The organism is Chitinivorax tropicus (assembly GCF_014202905.1).
Classification (GTDB): domain Bacteria; phylum Pseudomonadota; class Gammaproteobacteria; order Burkholderiales; family SCOH01; genus Chitinivorax; species Chitinivorax tropicus.
Window position 1 is genome coordinate 138,258 of sequence record NZ_JACHHY010000004.1, and the last position, 18,232, is coordinate 156,489.

19 protein-coding genes are annotated in these 18,232 nt (G+C 56.8%); 10 read left to right on the forward strand and 9 right to left on the reverse strand.

Going from position 1 to position 18,232, the window contains the following annotated elements; translation table 11 throughout:
* Positions 1–366: 366 nt before the first annotated feature.
* Both argC and erpA read left to right on the forward strand, forming a co-directional pair.
* Entirely contained in the window at positions 367–1,395 is a 1,029-nt protein-coding gene (gene argC / locus HNQ59_RS04380; RefSeq protein ID WP_184035735.1) for an N-acetyl-gamma-glutamyl-phosphate reductase, read from the forward strand.
* Positions 1,396–1,568: 173 nt separating this feature from the next.
* Positions 1,569–1,919: an iron-sulfur cluster insertion protein ErpA gene (gene erpA, locus HNQ59_RS04385; protein ID WP_184035737.1), complete on the forward strand. Its 351-nt coding sequence runs from the start codon at positions 1,569–1,571 to the stop codon at positions 1,917–1,919.
* A 65-nt stretch (positions 1,920–1,984) separates the two neighbouring features.
* On the opposite strand, the gene HNQ59_RS04390 is transcribed toward erpA, so the two are convergent.
* The 9 genes from HNQ59_RS04390 to HNQ59_RS04430 all read right to left on the reverse strand — a co-directional run bounded on the left by HNQ59_RS04390 (position 1,985) and on the right by HNQ59_RS04430 (position 11,847).
* The gene (locus HNQ59_RS04390; protein ID WP_184035740.1) at positions 1,985–3,706 is read right to left on the reverse strand and encodes an ABC transporter substrate-binding protein; all 1,722 of its coding nucleotides are present in this window, start codon (positions 3,704–3,706) and stop codon (positions 1,985–1,987) included.
* A 102-nt stretch (positions 3,707–3,808) separates the two neighbouring features.
* The gene (locus HNQ59_RS04395) at positions 3,809–4,081 is read right to left on the reverse strand and encodes a DUF2160 domain-containing protein (protein ID WP_184035742.1); all 273 of its coding nucleotides are present in this window, start codon (positions 4,079–4,081) and stop codon (positions 3,809–3,811) included.
* 30 nt (positions 4,082–4,111) lie between these two features.
* Positions 4,112–4,909 (reverse strand): carbohydrate ABC transporter permease, encoded by a 798-nt coding sequence (locus HNQ59_RS04400; protein WP_184035746.1) that lies wholly within the window; start codon positions 4,907–4,909, stop codon positions 4,112–4,114.
* Positions 4,906–5,790 (reverse strand): carbohydrate ABC transporter permease, encoded by an 885-nt coding sequence (locus HNQ59_RS04405; protein WP_184035748.1) that lies wholly within the window; start codon positions 5,788–5,790, stop codon positions 4,906–4,908. The genes HNQ59_RS04400 and HNQ59_RS04405 overlap by 4 nt, the downstream gene beginning before the upstream one ends.
* 9 nt (positions 5,791–5,799) lie before the next feature.
* Positions 5,800–6,873: an ABC transporter ATP-binding protein gene (locus tag HNQ59_RS04410; RefSeq protein WP_184035751.1), complete on the reverse strand. Its 1,074-nt coding sequence runs from the start codon at positions 6,871–6,873 to the stop codon at positions 5,800–5,802.
* A 246-nt stretch (positions 6,874–7,119) separates the two neighbouring features.
* Positions 7,120–8,244: an ABC transporter ATP-binding protein gene (locus HNQ59_RS04415; protein ID WP_184035754.1), complete on the reverse strand. Its 1,125-nt coding sequence runs from the start codon at positions 8,242–8,244 to the stop codon at positions 7,120–7,122.
* A gap of 364 nt (positions 8,245–8,608) precedes the next feature.
* Complete coding sequence (glpD, locus tag HNQ59_RS04420; RefSeq protein WP_184035756.1) at positions 8,609–10,192, reverse strand: glycerol-3-phosphate dehydrogenase; 1,584 nt, start codon at positions 10,190–10,192, stop codon at positions 8,609–8,611.
* A 348-nt stretch (positions 10,193–10,540) separates the two neighbouring features.
* On the reverse strand, positions 10,541–11,254 hold the full coding sequence (locus HNQ59_RS04425) for an SAM-dependent methyltransferase (RefSeq protein WP_184035759.1): 714 nt from the start codon (positions 11,252–11,254) through the stop codon (positions 10,541–10,543).
* Positions 11,255–11,259: 5 nt separating this feature from the next.
* The gene (locus HNQ59_RS04430; protein WP_184035762.1) at positions 11,260–11,847 is read right to left on the reverse strand and encodes a Maf-like protein; all 588 of its coding nucleotides are present in this window, start codon (positions 11,845–11,847) and stop codon (positions 11,260–11,262) included.
* A gap of 100 nt (positions 11,848–11,947) precedes the next feature.
* Between HNQ59_RS04430 and HNQ59_RS04435 the strand changes: the two genes are divergently transcribed.
* From HNQ59_RS04435 to fabF, 8 genes are all read left to right on the forward strand, one after another.
* Positions 11,948–12,442 carry a YceD family protein gene (locus tag HNQ59_RS04435; protein WP_184035764.1) on the forward strand — a complete coding sequence of 165 codons (495 nt, stop codon included), beginning with the start codon at positions 11,948–11,950 and terminating at the stop codon, positions 12,440–12,442.
* 32 nt (positions 12,443–12,474) lie between these two features.
* Entirely contained in the window at positions 12,475–12,654 is a 180-nt protein-coding gene (gene rpmF, locus HNQ59_RS04440; RefSeq protein WP_137938012.1) for a 50S ribosomal protein L32, read from the forward strand.
* 68 nt (positions 12,655–12,722) lie between these two features.
* The gene (plsX, locus tag HNQ59_RS04445) at positions 12,723–13,754 is read left to right on the forward strand and encodes a phosphate acyltransferase PlsX (protein ID WP_184035766.1); all 1,032 of its coding nucleotides are present in this window, start codon (positions 12,723–12,725) and stop codon (positions 13,752–13,754) included.
* A 3-nt stretch (positions 13,755–13,757) separates the two neighbouring features.
* Complete coding sequence (locus HNQ59_RS04450) at positions 13,758–14,714, forward strand: beta-ketoacyl-ACP synthase III (RefSeq protein WP_184035768.1); 957 nt, start codon at positions 13,758–13,760, stop codon at positions 14,712–14,714.
* Between the two features lie 81 nt (positions 14,715–14,795).
* A complete protein-coding gene (gene fabD, locus HNQ59_RS04455) occupies positions 14,796–15,719 on the forward strand; it encodes an ACP S-malonyltransferase (protein WP_343074202.1) in 924 nt (307 codons plus the stop codon).
* A 36-nt stretch (positions 15,720–15,755) separates the two neighbouring features.
* The gene (gene fabG, locus HNQ59_RS04460) at positions 15,756–16,496 is read left to right on the forward strand and encodes a 3-oxoacyl-ACP reductase FabG (RefSeq protein ID WP_184035772.1); all 741 of its coding nucleotides are present in this window, start codon (positions 15,756–15,758) and stop codon (positions 16,494–16,496) included.
* 102 nt (positions 16,497–16,598) lie between these two features.
* Entirely contained in the window at positions 16,599–16,841 is a 243-nt protein-coding gene (gene acpP, locus HNQ59_RS04465; protein WP_184035775.1) for an acyl carrier protein, read from the forward strand.
* A 99-nt stretch (positions 16,842–16,940) separates the two neighbouring features.
* On the forward strand, positions 16,941–18,182 hold the full coding sequence (fabF, locus tag HNQ59_RS04470; RefSeq protein ID WP_184035776.1) for a beta-ketoacyl-ACP synthase II: 1,242 nt from the start codon (positions 16,941–16,943) through the stop codon (positions 18,180–18,182).
* Positions 18,183–18,232 lie beyond the last annotated feature (50 nt).

An 18,232-nucleotide genomic window follows, 5' to 3' on the forward strand; every position in this document is an offset into this window, starting at 1 on the left:
GGCTTTGCATCGGCAATGGCTTGGTAGCGCCATGAAAGAGGGCTGCGGAAATGCATGCATGGGTAATCCGTTTACGCGCAGTCGATCAGTGATCAAAGTGCATGGCTGAATGAGAGGCATCGACCACGGGTAACAAAGCTTGACTGGCACCCATTGCGATTGGCGCTGGGGCGACTGTGGTGGTGGCCTGTCGTCCATGTAAAGGGTGGTCACCTCCTATTGACGGCTACTCAGGTCATCCGTTGGTTGATGGCCTGATTTGAGTTGTGAAGCCTTACCCGTGGAATGTAAAGCGATGTCCATCTGGGGTGGTTTGGCGTGGTAGTATGTTGCAGTGCATCGAAATTTATTGGCAGGAGAGTCACAGTGATCAAGGTAGGTATTGTTGGGGGTACGGGATATACCGGTGTTGAGCTGTTGAGGTTGTTGGCTCGTCATCCGGAGGTGAAGCTGACTGCTGTCACCTCACGCAAAGAGGAGGGTATGCCTGTTGCTGAGATGTATCCCAGCTTGCGTGGTTGGGTGGATATTGCCTTCAGCGATCCCGCCAAGGCAGATCTGAAACAGTGTGATGTCGTCTTCTTTGCCACCCCGAATGGCATTGCCATGTCGCAGGCACAGGCCCTGCTGGATGCCGGGGTGAAAGTGATCGATCTGGCGGCAGATTACCGTATCAAGGATGTATCAACCTGGGAACATTGGTATGGGATGCAGCATGCCAGCCCCGGTTTGATTGCGGAAGCCGTGTATGGCTTGCCTGAGATCAATCGTGAGCAGATCCGCCAAGCGCGCCTGATTGCCAACCCTGGCTGCTATCCCACTGCTGTGCAGCTGGGCTTTTTGCCTTTGATCGAGGCGGGGATCATCGATACCAGTCACTTGATCGCTGATTGTAAATCAGGTGTCAGTGGGGCGGGCCGTAAGGCTGAGGTTCACGCGCTGTTTGCCGAGGCGGGGGATAATTTCAAAGCTTATGGTGTTGCGGGGCATCGTCATTTGCCGGAGATCCGTCAAGGCCTGGCCCGAGTGGCGGGGCACGAGGTCGGCCTGACGTTCGTACCGCACTTGACGCCTTTGATCAGGGGTATCCATGCCACGCTGTATGCCAGATTGAACAAACCGGCGGATATCCAGGCGCTATATGAGCAGCGCTATGCAAACGAGCAGTTCGTCGATGTGCTGCCAGCAGGGAGCCACCCTGAAACCCGCTCGGTGCGTGGTGCCAATGTATGCCGTATTGCTGTTCACCAGCCGCAGGGTGGGGATACCGTGGTGATCTTGTCGGTCATCGACAATCTGGTGAAAGGGGCAGCAGGCCAAGCGTTGCAGAATATGAATATCCTGTTTGGCTTGGACGAGCGGGCGGGTCTGGACGTGGTGCCACTCTTGCCCTAAGTTGGGCGATGAAGCTATGCAACTGCGTTTGATGCGTGCTCACATTGCTTGGGTAAAGTGTACGGTAGGGATTGAAAAAGTCTTATCGTGCATCAATATCCCTACTGTCTGTTGGATTGAAATTGCCGCCTTGGCGGCGGATAATGAAGATTGAATCAACTCAGGAGTTTGACATGAATGCCGTTACCGAGATGCCGAGCCCATTGATTTTTACCGATAGCGCTGCGGCGAAGGTAAAAGAGCTCATTCTGGAAGAAGGCAATCCCGACCTGAAACTGCGGGTCTTTGTGACGGGTGGTGGTTGCTCAGGTTTCCAATATGGTTTCACCTTCGACGAGATGGTGAATGAAGATGATACCGCGTTGGATAAAGACGGGGTGACATTGCTGATCGATCCGATGAGCTACCAGTATCTGGTGGGGGCCGAGATTGATTACACCGAAGGGATCGAGGGTTCACAATTTGTCATTCGGAATCCGAATGCTCAATCCACTTGCGGTTGCGGCTCTTCGTTCTCGGTTTGATCGATCTGGGCGGATCAGACAAAAAACGCCACCCGATGGGTGGCGTTTTCATTGGGCCAGCTTGCTCAGCGTGCCTTGCCAGCTTTCCAGGCTTGCAATAATTGCTCATAGGGCACGGTTTCGCCTTTAGGTTTCTCGTTGGCCAATTTGGGCCAGGGGGCCGTGCCTTTTGCCATCCATTGTTTGGGATCGGTTTCGGCATTGAGCTTGGGTGGGCATTTCTTCATACCAGCCCGCTGTAGGCGTGCCATGACGCCATCCATTTCCTTGGCCAGATTGTCCATGGCGGCTTGGGGCGTTTGTTCGCCGGTCACAGCAGTGGCGACGTTTTTCCACCATAGCTGCGCCAGTTTCGGGTAGTCCGGCACATTGGTTCCGGTCGGTGTCCAGGCGACCCTTGCCGGGCTGCGGTAGAACTCGACCAAGCCGCCCAGTTTGGGGGCCATGTCGGTCATGGCCTTGCTTTGGATGTCTGATTCGCGGATGAAAGTGAGCCCTTCGATGCTCTTTTTCAATGACACGGTCTTGGATGTCACGAATTGGGCATAGAGCCATGCGCCGAGGCGACGCTCGACCGGCGTGGAGCTGAAGAATGTCCATGAGCCTACATCCTGATAGCCGTTCTGCATGCCCTCTTTCCAGTAGGGGCCATGCGGGCTGGGCGCCATGCGCCACTTGGGCGTGCCATCTGCGTTGACAACCGGCAGGCCGGGTTTGGTCAACGATTTGGTGAAGGCGGTGTACCAGAAGATCTGCTGGGCAATGTTGCCCTGACCTGGGACGGGCCCGGCCTCAGAGAAAGTCATGCCAGTTGCCTGTGGTGGGGCGTAGGCTTTCATCCAGTCCACGTATTTGGTGAGGGCGTAGACGGCAGCGGGGCTGTTGGCTGCACCACCACGTGACATCGAGGCCCCCACCGGGGTGCATTTGTCGTCAGCGACACGAATCCCCCATTCGTCTACGGGTACACCGTTCGGGTTGCCTTTGTCTGCCGTGCCGGCCATCGACAGCCAGGCATCGGTGAAACGCCAGCCCAGGCTGGGGTCTTTCTTGCCATAGTCCATGTGGCCGTAGACCCGCACGCCGTCAAGGTTCTTCACATCATGGGTGAAGAAATTCGCGATGTCTTCATACGCCGACCAGTTGACCGGCACCCCCAGGTCGTACCCGTATTTGGCCTTGAACTGCTTTTGCAGATCCGGGCGGGCGAACCAGTCAGCACGGAACCAATACAGGTTGGCGAACTGTTGATCAGGTAGCTGATAGAGCTTGCCATCGGGGGCGGTGGTGAATTTGGCACCGATGAAATCCTTCAGATCCAGGCCCGGGTTGGTGAAGTCTTTGGCATCGCCTGCAATGAAGTCGGTCAGCGGCACGATCTGGCCATAGCGGAAATGGGTACCGATCAGGTCGGAATCCGAGATCCAGCCATCGTAGATGTTTTTGCCTGACTGCATCTGAGTCTGCAATTTTTCAACCACATCGCCTTCTTGGATCAGATCGTGCTTGACCTTGATGCCGGTGATCTCCTCAAACGCCTTGGCGAGCGTCTTGGATTCATAGACGTGGGTGTCGATGGTCTCGGACACTACATTGATTTCTTTGATCCCCTTGGCTTTGAGCTTGTCGGCGGCTGCCATGAACCATTTCAGCTCATCCAATTGCTGTTGTTTGTTCAAGGTGCTGGGTTGGAACATCGTGTCGATCCACTTCTGGGCTTCCGCCACGTCAGCCATGGCGGTTTGCGTGGCGAATGCGGTGGCGACGGCCAGTGCGATTCTTTTCATCACAACCTTCTCCTTCTGTTTATCGTGTGCCTTCTGGTACAGCAAGGTGGCCTGCGCCGGAAAGCAGACAGTGCAAGCCCCAGGTGAGCAAGGTGGCGATACTCAGCCCCAGCGCATGATGATCACCAGTACCCCGAACGACAGCGCTGCACCCTGCCATTGATTGATGTCAGTGAGGCCCGCCCAGGCCAGATTGAGATAAGCAGCGCTCAGCAATCCCAGGAACAGGCGGTCGCCCCGGGTGGTGACCAGGGGTAGAAAGCCGCGTCGTGGCACGGTCGGGCTGATCACTTCCCAGATGGTCATGCCGATCAGCATCAGCACCACGCAGATGAAAAAACCGGCAACAATCGGCGTCCAGGCCATCCACTCCATGTCTTTCTCCTTCCATATCGGGTCGGGTGCTTACACGCGGCCCATCGCAAAGCCTTTGGCGATGTAGTTCCGGACAAACCAGATCACCAATGCGCCAGGTACCAGGGTGAGAATGCCTGCTGCAGCCAACACCCCCCAATCCATGCCTGCAGCGCTGACGGTACGGGTCATGACTGCCGCGATGGGCTTGGCATCCACCGAGGTCAGCGTGCGCGCCAATAAGAGCTCCACCCAGCTGAACATGAAGCAGAAAAAAGCTGTCACGCCAATGCCAGCCCGAATCAGTGGGATGAAAATACGCAGGAAAAAATGCGGAAAGCTGTAGCCGTCGATATAGGCTGTTTCGTCGATCTCGCGTGGGATACCAGACATGAAGCCTTCCAGAATCCAGACCGCCAGCGGCACATTGAACAGCATATGAGCCAGGGCGACGGCGATATGATGATCGAACAGGCCGATGCTGGAATAGAGCTGGAAAAATGGCAGCAGGAACACAGCAGGCGGGGACATGCGATTGGTCAGCAGCCAGAAGAACAGGTGTTTGTCCCCCAGAAACCGATAGCGTGAAAAAGCATACGCGGCGGGTAAGGCCACGGCCACGGACAGCACAGTGTTGATTGCGACATAGATCAGCGAGTTGATATAGCCCGAGTACCAGGCCGGATCTGTCAGGATCAGCTTGAAATTGTCGAAGGTGACCTGGGCGGGCCACAGGCTGAATCCGCCCAGGATTTCCTCATTGGATTTGAGGGCCATGGTCAACATCCAGTAGATCGGCAGAATGGCCAGCAGCAGATAGATGGCCAGCCCGATGCTGCGTTTCCTCATGATGGGCGCTCCGTGGTGGATGGTTGGTCACCTTGCTGGATCAGGTTGTAGAACACGAAACACAGCAACAGGATGATCAGGAAGTAGATCAGCGAGAACGCCGCCGCTGGCCCCAGGTCGAACTGCCCGACCGCTTTCTGGGCCAGGTATTGCGACAGGAAGGTGGTGGCATTGCCCGGCCCGCCCCCGGTGAGAACAAAGGGCTCGGTGTAGATCATGAAGCTATCCATGAAGCGCAGCAGCAAGGCGATCAACAGCACGCCGCGCATCTTCGGCAGCTGGATGTAACGGAATACCGCCAGCCGCGAAGCCCCGTCAATCCTGGCCGCCTGGTAATACGCTTCAGGAATGGCGCGCAGACCGGCGTAGCAAAGCAGGGCCACCAGGGGTGTCCAATGCCAGACATCCATGGCCAGCACGGTCAGCCAGGCATCCAGCGCATTGCCGGTGTAGTTGTAATCGATACCGGCTTGGGTCAACAGAACGCCCGCCAGGCCGATATCGGTGCGGCCAAAGATCTGCCAGATGGTGCCAACCACGTTCCAAGGGATCAATAGCGGCATGGCCAGCAGAACCAGGCTCAATGAGGCCCGCCAGCCGGCAGCGGGCAGGGCCAACGCCAGCAGGATGCCCAGCGGGATCTCGATCAGCAGCACCGCGCCTGAAAACAACAGCTGGCGATACAAGGCGCCATGCAGCTCGCTGTCGCGCAGCACGGCTTTGAACCACTCCGTGCCGACAAACACCCGTTGATCTGGGCCCAGGATGTCCTGCACCGAATAATTCACCACGGTCATCAAGGGGATGATGGCGGAGAACGCCACGCACAGAATCACTGGGAGCACCAGCAGCCAAGCTTTCTGGTTGGTTGTCTTGTTCATGTCGGCTCCTTACGCTACACGCTGGCCATTGGCATAGAACATCACCCGGCCAGGCTCGAAAGCCAGTCTGATCTGCGGTGTGTCGATCTGCTCGTGCTCGCCAAGTTTGGCGGACAGCAGGTGCCCGCCAATCTGCGCGGTCAATAACCGGTAGGTGCCGAGGTCTTCCAGCCGGTGAACCTGTGCGGTGAGCACCAGCGCATCATCGGCCTGGGCGCGGCGGATGAACTCGGGCCGGATGCCCAGCGTGATGGGCTGCCCCGTGGCACGTAGGCGGGACAGATGGTCGGTTGCAATCGGCAAGGTGTGATCAGCCAGCCTGACGCCTTGCTCTGCCACATCGCAGGGTAGTAGATTCATGCCCGGGCTGCCGATGAAGTGGCCGACGAAGGTATGTTCCGGCGTTTCAAACAACGCCTGTGGCGGCCCGCTTTGCACCACCTGTCCTTCATACATGACCACCACCTGATCGGCAAAGGTCAGTGCCTCGACCTGATCATGCGTGACATAGACCAGCGACAGCTTCAGCTGCTGATGGATGCGCTTCAACTGGCGGCGCAGCAGCCATTTCACATGCGGGTCGATGACCGTCAATGGCTCATCGAATAAGACCGCCGCCACGTCTTTGCGCACCAGACCACGCCCTAGTGAAATACGCTGCTTGTCCTCTGCTGACAGCCCGCTGGCCCGGCGTTTCAGCTCCCCGGTCAGATCAAGTATCTCCGCGATTTCCTGCACCCGGCTTTTGACCTCACGCTCCGGCACCTTACGGTTGCGCAGTGGAAAGGCCAGATTGTCGAACACGGTCATCGTGTCGTAGATGACTGGGAACTGGAATACCTGAGCGATGTTGCGTTGCTCGGTCGGCAGCCGGGTGACATCCTGGCCATCAAACCGCACCTGGCCATCGCTGGGGATCAGCAGACCCGAGATGATGTTGAGCAGCGTGGTCTTGCCGCAGCCGGATGGCCCAAGCAGCGCATAGGCGCCACCATCATCCCAGACTAGGCTCTGGGGTTGCAGGGCGTAGGGCAAGTGGCTGGCATAACGGTGCCCTAGGTTCACCAGTTCGATTCTGGCCATGGTCAGCCTCCTAGATGTTGTTGACAGGGTTGCAAGCCCGGTGCCGGGTCGATCTCGGGGTAGCACGTTGCACGTTGCCGTCGAGCGGGTGGCAAGGGCGCATTGCTCGGAGAGCGATCTGGCCTCGGGCCGGTCTGCTGTTGGGCCTGTGTCGTCAAGCGCCGCTTGCAGGGGCGCTCTGCGACGTGTTTGACCAACAAGCTCAACAGCAGACCGACGCGCGTGATGAAATCATGTCCACTGCTCCTATTCGTTGACGGAGGCCTGGTGCATTGCCGCCAGGGTGTGACGGTGTGGCGAAGCCAACAGCGGGCCATCTGCCGCAAAGGCAAACATGTCAGCCGGGTTCAGGTAGACCGTGACCTGGCTGCCCGGTGGCAACAGCTGCACGCCGGGCAATTGTGCAACCAGCGCCAGCCCGGCGTGATGGGCATGGAGGTAGGTGTCAGAGCCGCTGACCTCAGCCAGATCGACATCACAGATCAGCGGGTGGTCATCAGCGTGGCGTGGCTGCAGTCGAACATGGCTGGGGCGGATGCCGATGATGGCCGGGCCTTGATTCAACTGAGTAAGATGGCTGACCAACGGCAGCCGGGTGTGGTGGCCAAGCATCAGCTGTCGCTCATCGGGCTGCACGGTGACGGGCAGCAGATTCATGGGTGGGTCGCTGAAGACCTGCGCGACCCGCATCGATGACGGGGTGTGGAAGACATCGAGAGTCGGCCCGTACTGCAACAGCCGGCCCTCGTCCAGCACGGCGGTATGGCCGCCCAGCAACAGCGCTTCCTGTGGCTCGGTGGTGGCATACACAACGGTGGTCGAGCCATGGGCGAACAGTTGTTTCAGCTCCGTGCGCAGCGCCTCGCGCAGCTTGTAGTCCAGATTGACCAATGGCTCATCCAGCAACAACAAGGGGGCTTGTTTGACCAGCGCCCGGGCCAGGGCGGTGCGCTGCTGCTGGCCACCTGACAGCTCGCCTGGCAATCGATCCAGCAGGTGTGCAATGTGCAATTTATCCGCCATCTCACCCACCCGGCGCCTGATCTCATCGGCCCGGATGCCGCCCTGTAGCCGCAAAGGCGAAGCGATATTGTCGAATACAGTGAACGATGGGTAATTGACGAACTGCTGATAGACCATGGCCAGATTGCGTTTGCGCACCGATACACCAGTGACATCCACGCCGTTGTCCACCACTTGGCCCGTGGTTGGGTGATCCAGCCCAGCCATCAGGCGCATCAGCGTGGTCTTGCCTGCCCGGGTCGGCCCAAGCAGCACATTGATCTCGCCGGGTGCAAGCACCAGATCGAGTGGGTAGAGGTGGGTTTCACCCGCCACCCGCTTGCTGACACCATTCAACTTCAACAGCATGAAACGTCCTCCTTGTCCGGGGCGAGCCCCGCGATCTTCCGTTCGTGCTTGTGTTGCGGTCGGCGAGCAATGCTGGCCGATGGATGCGGTCAAGGTTGGGTTGTCGATGGATAACAAACCCAGCAAAGTGATGTGGTGGAGCCGATTTCAAATGGTGCACTTAGGTGTGCATCTCATTGTTGTTCGCACGATCTTGATGTCGTGCCCAGGTGATGCATGGGTGATCAGATCCATGGCCTGGCCTGAAGCACGGATTGTCCGGCCCATGTGCGGAGCGCCACATGAACGAGCCGTCGCCAGCTGCAAGCGCACTACGCAGCCACAGCTGCCGCAGGGCTAGGGGCGGGCAGTCCGTCAGCTGTAGCTAGGCGGCGTCTGGGCTGCTATGGTGCCCTTGATGCTTGTCGAGCCAGTCGGACAGCCGCTGCTCACCATCTTTCAATGCTTTCAACCCCAGCTTGGAACGTCGCCACAGCATATCTGCTGCAGTCCGCGCCCACTCGTTGTCTACCAGATAACGGGCTTCTGCCTCATACAGCCCAGGCAGAATCTCTTCTCCCAGGTCAGCCATGGCATGACAACCTGCCAGTATCCGCTCACAGCGTGTTCCATAGGCACGGGTGTAGCGATGTGTAAGGACTGGGTCCAGCCAGGGATGACGTGTCTGGATGTGTTGGCAGAACGCATCGTAATCCGCGCCTGGAATGTCCCCGCCAGGCAGCACTGCTTGGGCTGTCCAGGCGGGTTGCCCCCCGCCAAGTAGCGACTGTAGCCTATCTACGGCTTCCTCCGCCAGTTTTCGGAAGGTGGTGATCTTACCGCCGAACACCGAGAGCAAGGGGGCGCCATCGGTGTCGCATTCAAGTGCATAGTCCCGGGTCACACTGGAGGCATTGCTGGATTCGTCATCCAGCAAAGGACGCACGCCAGAGTAGTGCCAGACGACATCAGCGGGCTTGATGCGATGCCGGAAATAACTGCTGGCCATGTCGCACAGATAGTTGATCTCGTCCTCGTCCGCCCTCACCAGCCCAGGATCGCCGGTGTATTCGATATCGGTGGTGCCGATCAGGGTGAAATCCTGCTCGAATGGAATGGCAAAGATGATGCGCTTGTCCGGATTCTGGAAAATATAGGCGTAATGGTGGTCATACAGCCGGGGGACAATGATATGGCTGCCCTTGACCAGACGTACCCGCCGCGCTGCATTGCGCTGGGTGACGGTGCCCAGCACCTCGCCCACCCAGGGCCCGGCAGCATTGACCAGGCTGCGTGCCCGCACCTGCCAAGTCTGGCCGGTCGTGGCCTGCAAGGTGACCAGCCAGCCCGTCGCTTCTCGGGTGGCGGCAATGCAGCGGGTGCGGGTGTGCACCGCTGCGCCGTGTTCGGCGGCATCCATCGCACAGAGCGCCACCAGCCGCGCATCCTGCACCCAGCCGTCTGAGTAGACAAACCCCCGCCCAAAGCTGGGCTTGAGCGGGCTGCCAGCGGGGTGGCGATGCAGGTTGATGGTGCGTGATCCGCGCAGAATCTCCCGCCGCGCCAGATGATCATATAGAAACAGCCCAGCACGGATCAGCAGCGCAGGTCGCATGGCCCGGTTGTGCGGCATGACAAAGCGTAGCGGCCACATGATATGTGGCGCGGAACGGAGCAGCACCTCCCGCTCCTGCAACGCCTTGCGCACCAGGCCGAATTCGTAATACTCCAGATAGCGCAAACCACCATGAATCAGCTTGGTGCTGGCAGAGGACGTGTGTTGAGCCAGATCATCCTTTTCACATAACAACACCGAATAGCCCCGGCCCGCAGCATCGCGCGCAATCCCCGCACCATTGATACCACCACCGATCACCAAGATGTCGAAATCCAACTTCTGCACGTCCGTGGCCTCCAAATGAGCAAGTGGCGGAACGCCCGATGTGCCGATGCACCTGCTGCTGATCATATAGTCTGTTGAACTATAGCTGAGTGTTTTCGTTTTTTACAATTATTTTTCGAATTGTATTTATTTTTGATTGAAAGTGAAATATTTGAATTCGATTTCCTATTTGATCATAGGCGCTTCGCCAGGGTTTTCACAGGAGATCCATCGAACACATCCCGTGCTTGCATAAGCATCAATTGGCTTGATATGGCCAGGGCGTGGCTGTGACGGGATGCGCTAGGCGCGTATCAGAATGGGGTGTTCTATTCGAAATTATTCGAATGAATTCGTTTGCCTGGCGCGCACAGGCGGGGCAGTGCCAGGGGTGAGCGGGTGTGCCCAGGCTGGCGGCACACCACATCGGTAGCACTATGGTTTGGCGTAGAGTACGAACACCGTCGGAATCTTGTGCAGATTGGGATTGGGTTTGGGCCAGCTGCCTATGGGCAGCGAAATGATCGTTTCATCATCCGTGTTCAGATTACTCGCGACGCACAGCAGTGTTGAGCTGCGGCATTGGCTTTGGATGGCCTCCAGAAGCTGATTGTTACGATAAGGTGTCTCGATGAAGGCGATGGCTTCATCTTGCTGGGCAGAGCGCTTCTCCAGCTCCTTCAATGCCCTGGCGCGATTGGCCGGGTCTGCCGGAAGATAGCCCTGGAAACTGAACCGCTGACCATTGGCGCCAGATGCCATCAGCGCCAGCAGAATGGAGGACGGGCCAACCAGCGGTTTCACACGAATACCCTTGGCATGGGCATGCCTGACCAGCAATGCGCCAGGATCGGCAATGGCCGGACAACCAGCCTCGGACAGCAAGCCCACATGGTGACCCGCCATCAAAGGCTTGAGCAGGTCTGGCACAGCATTGGCGGGCGTATGTTCATTGAGCTCACTCATCTGCAGTTGCTGGAGAGGCGTCGCGATCTCCAGCTGCTTCAAGTACAGACGAGCCGTCTTGGGATGTTCGACAACGAAATGTTGCAGCGTCGAGACAATGCGTTTGGCCTCCGCAGGCAGGAAGTATTCGAGCGGAACATCCCCCAGTGGGGCTGGAATCAAATAAAGCGTACCAAGTGGCATGATCATCACAGAATCGGGTAGTGGACCTGATTGAGCATGTCAATCAGGCGAATCAATGGCAGGCCGATCAAAGCATTGGGGTCGTCACCGGAAATGGCCTCGATGACAATGATGCCCAAGCCTTCTGATTTGGCGCTGCCCGCGCAATCATAAGGTTGCTCTTTACGCAGATAGGCTTCGATCAACTCATCACTGAGCTGACGGAATCGCACCTGCGTCACCACATCAGCGATCTGCAAGTGGCCAGTCCGGGTGTCCAGCAGGCAAAGCGCAGAATGGAACTCAACGGTTCGCCCCCGCATTTTCTGTAGCTGTGCCACGGCCCGCTCATGCGTATGCGGCTTGCCAATCTGTTCGCCATCCAGCGTGGCTACCTGATCCGAGCCGATGATCAATGCCTGTGGATACTGCTGGCTAAGCGATCTGGCCTTCCATTCGGCCAGACGCAACGCAGTGTGTGTGGGCGACTCATCAGGCAGCGGTGTTTCGTCTACATTGATAGGAGAGGCCACTGTGAATGGAATGGACAGCCGCTCCAAGAGTGCCTGCCGATAACGGGATGTCGAAGCAAGGATAAGGTTTGGGCGATTCATGTTCGGAAAAAGCGATATTTGAGGTAAGGTTGCGCGGCAACACATACATGTGCAGCGCATTTTTGACAGGGTTTCCATTTCAGTATAACATGCACCGTTTATGTCCGACTCCATCTTCATTGATAGCGAACAATTTGCCCGTGACGGTCAGCATCTGACCGGCAAAGTGGCAGTTGCTGATCTGGCAAGATTGCACGATCAGCTGGTTTCGACCGAGGGTTCGATCACTTTCGAGCTGACGGGCGGGGTTGACCTACGCAAGCGTGGCACGCTCGCGTTGACGACAGCCGGCCATGTCAAGCAAATGTGTCAGCGTTGTCTTGAGCCCATGAATGTCTCGATCGATACAGAATCATCGTTGACGCTCTTTCAGGACGAGCAGGCGATCGAAGATGCTTCGGAAGATGAGCCGGATATTGAAGGAATTGTGGCGAGCAAGCGTCTTGACGTCGTAGCGCTGGTTGAAGACGAGGTGCTGCTGAGCTTGCCGCTTGCGCCAAGGCATGACGTATGTCGAGCTGCTGGCGATAACAACGCGCGCTCGGATAAGCCAAATCCGTTTGCCGTATTGAAACAGTTGAAACAACCGAAATAACGATTTCGGTTTACTTTCTAGGAGTTGATGAAATGGCAGTTCAACAGAACAAAAAATCCCCTTCCAAGCGTGGTATGCACCGTGCTCATGACTTTCTGACCGCTCCTGGTCTGGCTGTCGAGCCAGTGACTGGCGAGGTTCACCTGCGCCACCACATCAGCCCCAACGGTTTCTACCGTGGCAAAAAAGTCATCCGCACCAAGGGTGAATGATTTAGGGCTTTGGCCCTCGCAGCACTGTCTACCGCTTCCACTTCCGGCCGCCACGCGGTCATCAAAAGATGGATATCACAGTCGCAATTGATGCGATGGGCGGTGATCATGGCCCACATGTCACCGTCCCCGCTGCGCTCAAATTTCTGAGCGAAAATCCTGAAGTCAATATCATCCTGGTTGGTCTGCAAGATGCACTTGAGGTAGAGCTCAAGGCACATCGAGCGACGATTGGGCCTCGTCTGCGCATTCATCATGCCAGCGAGGTCGTCGCCATGGACGAATCCCCCGCTTTGGCATTGAAGAGCAAAAAAGACTCATCAATGCGAGTTGCAGCCAATCTGATCAAAACTGGCGAGGCCCATGCCTGCGTGAGCGCGGGGAACACGGGCGCGCTGATGGCCATTTCGCGTTTCGTGCTGAAAACCCTGCCGGGAATTGAGCGGCCCGCCATCGCCAAGCTCATGCCATCCATGCGTGGCAGTGTCTGCATGCTTGATCTGGGTGCGAACGTAGATTGTTCGCCAGAGCAGTTGCTACAGTTTGGCATCATGGGCGCCATGTTGGTCTCGGCAGTGCACCACAAATCCAATCCGACGGTTGGATTGCTGAATATCGGCTCCGAGGAGATCAAGGGCAACGAAGTTGTCAAACAGGCTGGTGAGTTACTGAGAAAGAGTGGTCTGAATTACGCAGGCAACGTCGAAGGCAATGATATCTATCTGGGTACGACAGATGTCGTGGTTTGCGATGGATTTACCGGGAACGTCGCGCTGAAAACGTCGGAAGGTCTGGCCAAGATGGTCGGTACTTTTTTGAGCGAGGAGTTTAAGCGTAATGTTTACAGTAAGTTGGCGGGGGTTATCGCTTTCCCTGTATTGCAATCTTTCAAAGATCGCGTAGATTCTCGTCGCTATAACGGCGCCAGCCTGCTCGGCTTGCGCGGCGTGGTTGTCAAGAGCCATGGCGGGGCTGATGAGTTTGCTTTCCGCTACGCACTGGGCCAAGCCGTGGAAGAGGTCAGGAATAAGGTTCTGCACCGCATCGCAGAAAAAATCGCCGAACAGATTCCTTCCCACCCACCAGAGGCAGCAGATTAGACCATGCACGCTCGAATCATCGGCACCGGCAGTTATCTTCCCGAGAAAATTCTTACCAACGATGATTTGAGCAAGCTGGTTGATACTAGCGATGTCTGGATTACGGAACGCACCGGCATTCGTGAGCGCCGGATGGCGGCAGAGGGGGAGATGACCAGTGATCTGGCGTTGGTGGCAAGTCAGCGCGCCATTCAGGCCGCTGGTGTCCAGGCATCGGACATCGATTTGATCGTTGTGGCCACGACCACGCCGGATGTCATTTTCCCCAGCACGGCTTGTATCTTGCAGCAGAAACTAGGTATCCCTGGTTGTGCTGCTTTTGATGTGCAAGCAGTCTGTAGTGGTTTCCTGTATGCGCTTGCGACTGCCGACAATTTCATTCGCGCGGGGTCGAGCAAGTGCGCATTGATCGTTGGGGCAGAAATCTTTTCACGCATTCTGGACTGGACTGATCGGACAACTTGTGTGCTGTTCGGGGATGGTGCCGGTGCGGCTGTGTTGAGGCGCGATGCCTTGCCAGGTGTGATTGCTACGGAATTACATGCGGATGGTCGTTATACCGACATACTGAAAGTGCCTGGCAGTATCGCAGCAGGTGCAGTTAAGGGTAAGCCCTATCTGGAAATGGACGGACCTGCGGTGTTTAAATTCGCCGTCAAAGCGCTGGGCGACGCAGCAGAGTCCATTCTCGCCGCGCAGCGGATCAGCAAGGCCGAGGTGGATTGGATGATTCCACACCAAGCCAACCTGCGCATCATCGAATCCACAGCCAAACGTCTGGATCTACCGATGAGCAAGGTGGTGGTGACATTGCCGCAGCATGGCAATACCTCGGCGGCCTCCATTCCGCTGGCCTTGGATACAGCGGTGCGGGATGGTCGGGTCAAGCAGGGTGATTTACTGCTGCTTGAGGGCATCGGAGGTGGATTTGCCTGGGGCTCAGCGCTGGTCCGTTGGTAAATGCCGGATCCCCGGCGTTATGTGATAACTATAAAAACAGTCACCAAAGAATACTGTTGTAAAAATGATGGGAGGCGCTCAGTGAGCACCGCTTTTGTATTTCCCGGGCAGGGTTCGCAATCCGTCGGCATGCTGAACGGTTTCGCGGATTTGCCCGTCGTCAAAGAAACAATCGATGAGGCCAACGCGGTATTGGGCTTCGATCTATGGGCCCTGATAGAAGCTGGCCCACAGGAATCCCTGAATCTCACCATCAATACGCAACCCGCCATGCTGGCGGCAGGCGTTGCAACCTATCGTGCATGGTTGTCCATCGGTGGTCAGGCCCCCCAGTGGCTGGCTGGGCACAGCCTCGGTGAATATACAGCGCTGGTTGTGGCGGGTGCATTGGGCTACGCAGATGCACTCAGATTGGTCAGGTTCCGTGCGCAGGCAATGCAGGAGGCTGTCACGGAAGGTGAAGGCGCGATGGCCGCCGTACTGGGGCTGGATGATGCGCTGATCGTGGAGGCTTGTGTAGCCGCTGCGCAAGGGCAGGTGTTGGAAGCAGTCAATTTCAACTCCCCAGGGCAGGTGGTCATTGCCGGGGACAAAGCTGCGGTCGAGCGCGGCATGGCGGCTTGCCAGGAAAGAGGTGCGAAGCGCACCATGTTACTACCTGTCAGCGTGCCTTCCCATTGTGCTTTGATGAAACCTGCTGCTGAGCGGCTGGCTGTGGAATTGTCTGGTATCGCGATCAGTGCGCCGACCATTCCAGTCATTCACAATGTGGATGTGGCCAGCCACGAATCGACGGATAAGATTAAGGAAGCGCTGACCCGTCAGCTTTATAGTCCCGTCCGCTGGGTGGAGACCATTCAATACATGGTGGCACAAGGTGTCACGCGAGTGGTTGAATGTGGTCCGGGCAAAGTGCTGACAGGGCTGAATAAACGGATCGATCCCAACGCCAAAGGTATTGCGCTGGTTGATACTGCGTCTGTGCAGTCATTGCTGATTGCCTGATCCCATCACAATCCTTTCTGACACTCAAGGTGAGCTATGTTTGAAGGCAAAGTCGCGCTGGTGACCGGCGCAAGTCGTGGTATTGGTCAGGCCATCGCATTGGAGTTGGCAAGACAAGGTGCGGTGGTGATTGGAACAGCGACCACTGAGTCGGGTGCCGCTGCCATTTCGGCTTATCTGGCCGACGTCGGCGCGAAGGGTTGTGGCTTGGCGCTGGATGTCAAGGACGCGGCCCAGATCGATGCCGTGCTGGAGCATATTCAAAAACAGTTCGGTGACATCGCCATTCTCGTCAATAATGCAGGCATCACCCGTGATCAGCTGTTGATGCGGATGAAGGACGAGGACTGGGACGACGTCATTTCAACCAATCTGAAGTCAGTATTCCGCCTTTCCAAGGCCGTCATGCGTAGCATGATGAAGGCTCGTTGGGGGCGTATCATCAGCATCGCGTCGGTTGTCGGTAGTATTGGGAACCCTGGTCAGGCCAACTATGCAGCAGCCAAAGCCGGCATCATGGGTTTTACCAAGTCACTGGCACGAGAGGTCGGTAGCCGTAGCATCACGGTGAATTGCATTGCGCCGGGCTTCATCGATACCGACATGACACGAGGGCTGCCGGAGGATGCCAAAGCGGAGCTGATCAAGCAGATTGCGCTTGGGCGCTTGGGTGCGGCGCAGGATATCGCGGATGCCGTTTCCTTCCTGGCCTCTGACAAGGCTGGCTATATTACGGGCACCACGCTGCATGTAAATGGCGGCATGTACATGAATTGATTGGCGAAAATCCTTTCGCCTCAAGGCTTGCGCCCGGGTTTGCGAATTTTGGTACAATGCCCGGGCTTTTATTAATCCTCTTGAAAGGTATGGGTTAGTTAAATGGAAAACATCGAACAGCGTGTCAAAAAGATCGTAGCTGAGCAACTCGGTGTAAATGAAGCTGAAGTCAAGAACGAATCTTCGTTTGTTGACGATCTGGGCGCTGATTCGCTGGACACAGTGGAACTCGTCATGGCGCTGGAAGAAGAGTTTGACCTGGAGATCCCAGACGAAGAAGCTGAGAAGATCACGACGGTTCAACAAGCCATCGATTACATCAACGGCCACGCTTCGAAAAGCTAACCTGCTCAGGTTTCATGCCGGCCGCGGCTTGCCCACAAGGCTTGCGCGCCGGCGGCAACGATTTGTTGCACCCTTCTTTATCACGTATGTGGAGCTACCTTGTCTAAACGCAGAGTAGTTGTCACCGGCCTTGGTCATTTGTCCCCAGTGGGCAATGATGTCGAGCGAGGCTGGGCCAATATTGTCGCCGGGCAGTCCGGCATCGCCCGAATCACACGCTTTGATGCATCTGGTTGCAATTCCCAGATTGCGGGAGAAGTGAAGGGGTTCGATATTGCAGAATATCTCTCACCCAAAGATGCGCGTCGGATGGATATCTTCATCCACTATGGCATGGCAGCCGGTATCCAGGCTGTGCGTGACGCTGGGTTGGATAGTCTGGAGGGGCTGGATGCAGAGCGCATTGGCGTGATCATTGGCTCTGGCATCGGTGGCTTGCCGATGATCGAAGAGACTCATAAAGCGGTGCTGGAGGGCGGTATACGGAAAGTGTCCCCGTTCTTCATCCCCAGCTCGATCATCAATATGGTTTCTGGCAATCTGTCCATCCATTTTGGCTTCAAGGGGCCGAATTATGCGATGGTCAGTGCCTGCACGACCGCCGCACACTGTATCGGTGATGCTGGTCGTCTGATTGAATATGGTGACGCAGACATCATGGTCTGCGGCGGAACGGAATCAGCCGTGACCCCGTTGACCATGGGGGGCTTTGGTTCTGCGCGCGCCTTGTCAACCCGCAATGATGACCCCGCAGCGGCCAGTCGGCCCTGGGATGTTGGTCGTGATGGTTTTGTGCTGGGCGAGGGCGCTGGGGTGTTGGTATTGGAAGAATACGAACATGCCAAACGACGGGGCGCCAAGATCTATGCCGAGCTGGTAGGCTATGGCATGAGTGCCGATGCTTATCACATGACCGCGCCTTGCGATGATGGCGAAGGTGCTGCGCGCTGTATGCGGAATGCATTGCGTAATGCGGGGTTGAATGCAGATCAGATTGATTATATCAATGCGCATGGGACCTCCACGCCATTGGGTGATCTGGCTGAGACTGTGGCGATCAAGCGTTGCTTTGGTGATCACGCCAACAAGCTCGTGGTCAGCTCGACCAAATCTATGACCGGTCACCTGCTGGGTGCCGCTGGTGGTATCGAAGCGCTGTATTCCATACTGGCGCTGCACCATCAAGTTGTGCCGCCCACCATCAACCTGCATGAACAAGACCCCCAGTGCGATCTGGATTTTGTGCCGAATACCGCACGGCAGATGAAGCTCGACTATGCGCTGTCGAACTCGTTCGGCTTTGGTGGTACCAACGGCACGTTGGTGTTCAAGCGAGCCTGACGTAAAATGCGGGCACCCGGTTAGGGTGCCCGTTTTTCATTTACGCCAGT

What these genes read in the sequence shown, in the direction of transcription:
- erpA (WP_184035737.1), top strand. Translation starts at nt 1,569, where the DNA reads ATGAATGCCGTTACCGAGATGCCGAGCCCATTGATTTTTACCGATAGC.
- HNQ59_RS04390 (WP_184035740.1), bottom strand. Translation starts at nt 3,706, where the DNA reads ATGAAAAGAATCGCACTGGCCGTCGCCACCGCATTCGCCACGCAAACC.
- HNQ59_RS04395 (WP_184035742.1), bottom strand. Translation starts at nt 4,081, where the DNA reads ATGGAGTGGATGGCCTGGACGCCGATTGTTGCCGGTTTTTTCATCTGC.
- HNQ59_RS04400 (WP_184035746.1), bottom strand. Translation starts at nt 4,909, where the DNA reads ATGAGGAAACGCAGCATCGGGCTGGCCATCTATCTGCTGCTGGCCATT.
- HNQ59_RS04405 (WP_184035748.1), bottom strand. Translation starts at nt 5,790, where the DNA reads ATGAACAAGACAACCAACCAGAAAGCTTGGCTGCTGGTGCTCCCAGTG.
- HNQ59_RS04410 (WP_184035751.1), bottom strand. Translation starts at nt 6,873, where the DNA reads ATGGCCAGAATCGAACTGGTGAACCTAGGGCACCGTTATGCCAGCCAC.
- HNQ59_RS04415 (WP_184035754.1), bottom strand. Translation starts at nt 8,244, where the DNA reads ATGCTGTTGAAGTTGAATGGTGTCAGCAAGCGGGTGGCGGGTGAAACC.
- glpD (WP_184035756.1), bottom strand. Translation starts at nt 10,192, where the DNA reads ATGATCAGCAGCAGGTGCATCGGCACATCGGGCGTTCCGCCACTTGCT.
- HNQ59_RS04425 (WP_184035759.1), bottom strand. Translation starts at nt 11,254, where the DNA reads ATGCCACTTGGTACGCTTTATTTGATTCCAGCCCCACTGGGGGATGTT.
- HNQ59_RS04430 (WP_184035762.1), bottom strand. Translation starts at nt 11,847, where the DNA reads ATGAATCGCCCAAACCTTATCCTTGCTTCGACATCCCGTTATCGGCAG.
- HNQ59_RS04435 (WP_184035764.1), top strand. Translation starts at nt 11,948, where the DNA reads ATGTCCGACTCCATCTTCATTGATAGCGAACAATTTGCCCGTGACGGT.
- rpmF (WP_137938012.1), top strand. Translation starts at nt 12,475, where the DNA reads ATGGCAGTTCAACAGAACAAAAAATCCCCTTCCAAGCGTGGTATGCAC.
- plsX (WP_184035766.1), top strand. Translation starts at nt 12,723, where the DNA reads ATGGATATCACAGTCGCAATTGATGCGATGGGCGGTGATCATGGCCCA.
- HNQ59_RS04450 (WP_184035768.1), top strand. Translation starts at nt 13,758, where the DNA reads ATGCACGCTCGAATCATCGGCACCGGCAGTTATCTTCCCGAGAAAATT.
- fabG (WP_184035772.1), top strand. Translation starts at nt 15,756, where the DNA reads ATGTTTGAAGGCAAAGTCGCGCTGGTGACCGGCGCAAGTCGTGGTATT.
- acpP (WP_184035775.1), top strand. Translation starts at nt 16,599, where the DNA reads ATGGAAAACATCGAACAGCGTGTCAAAAAGATCGTAGCTGAGCAACTC.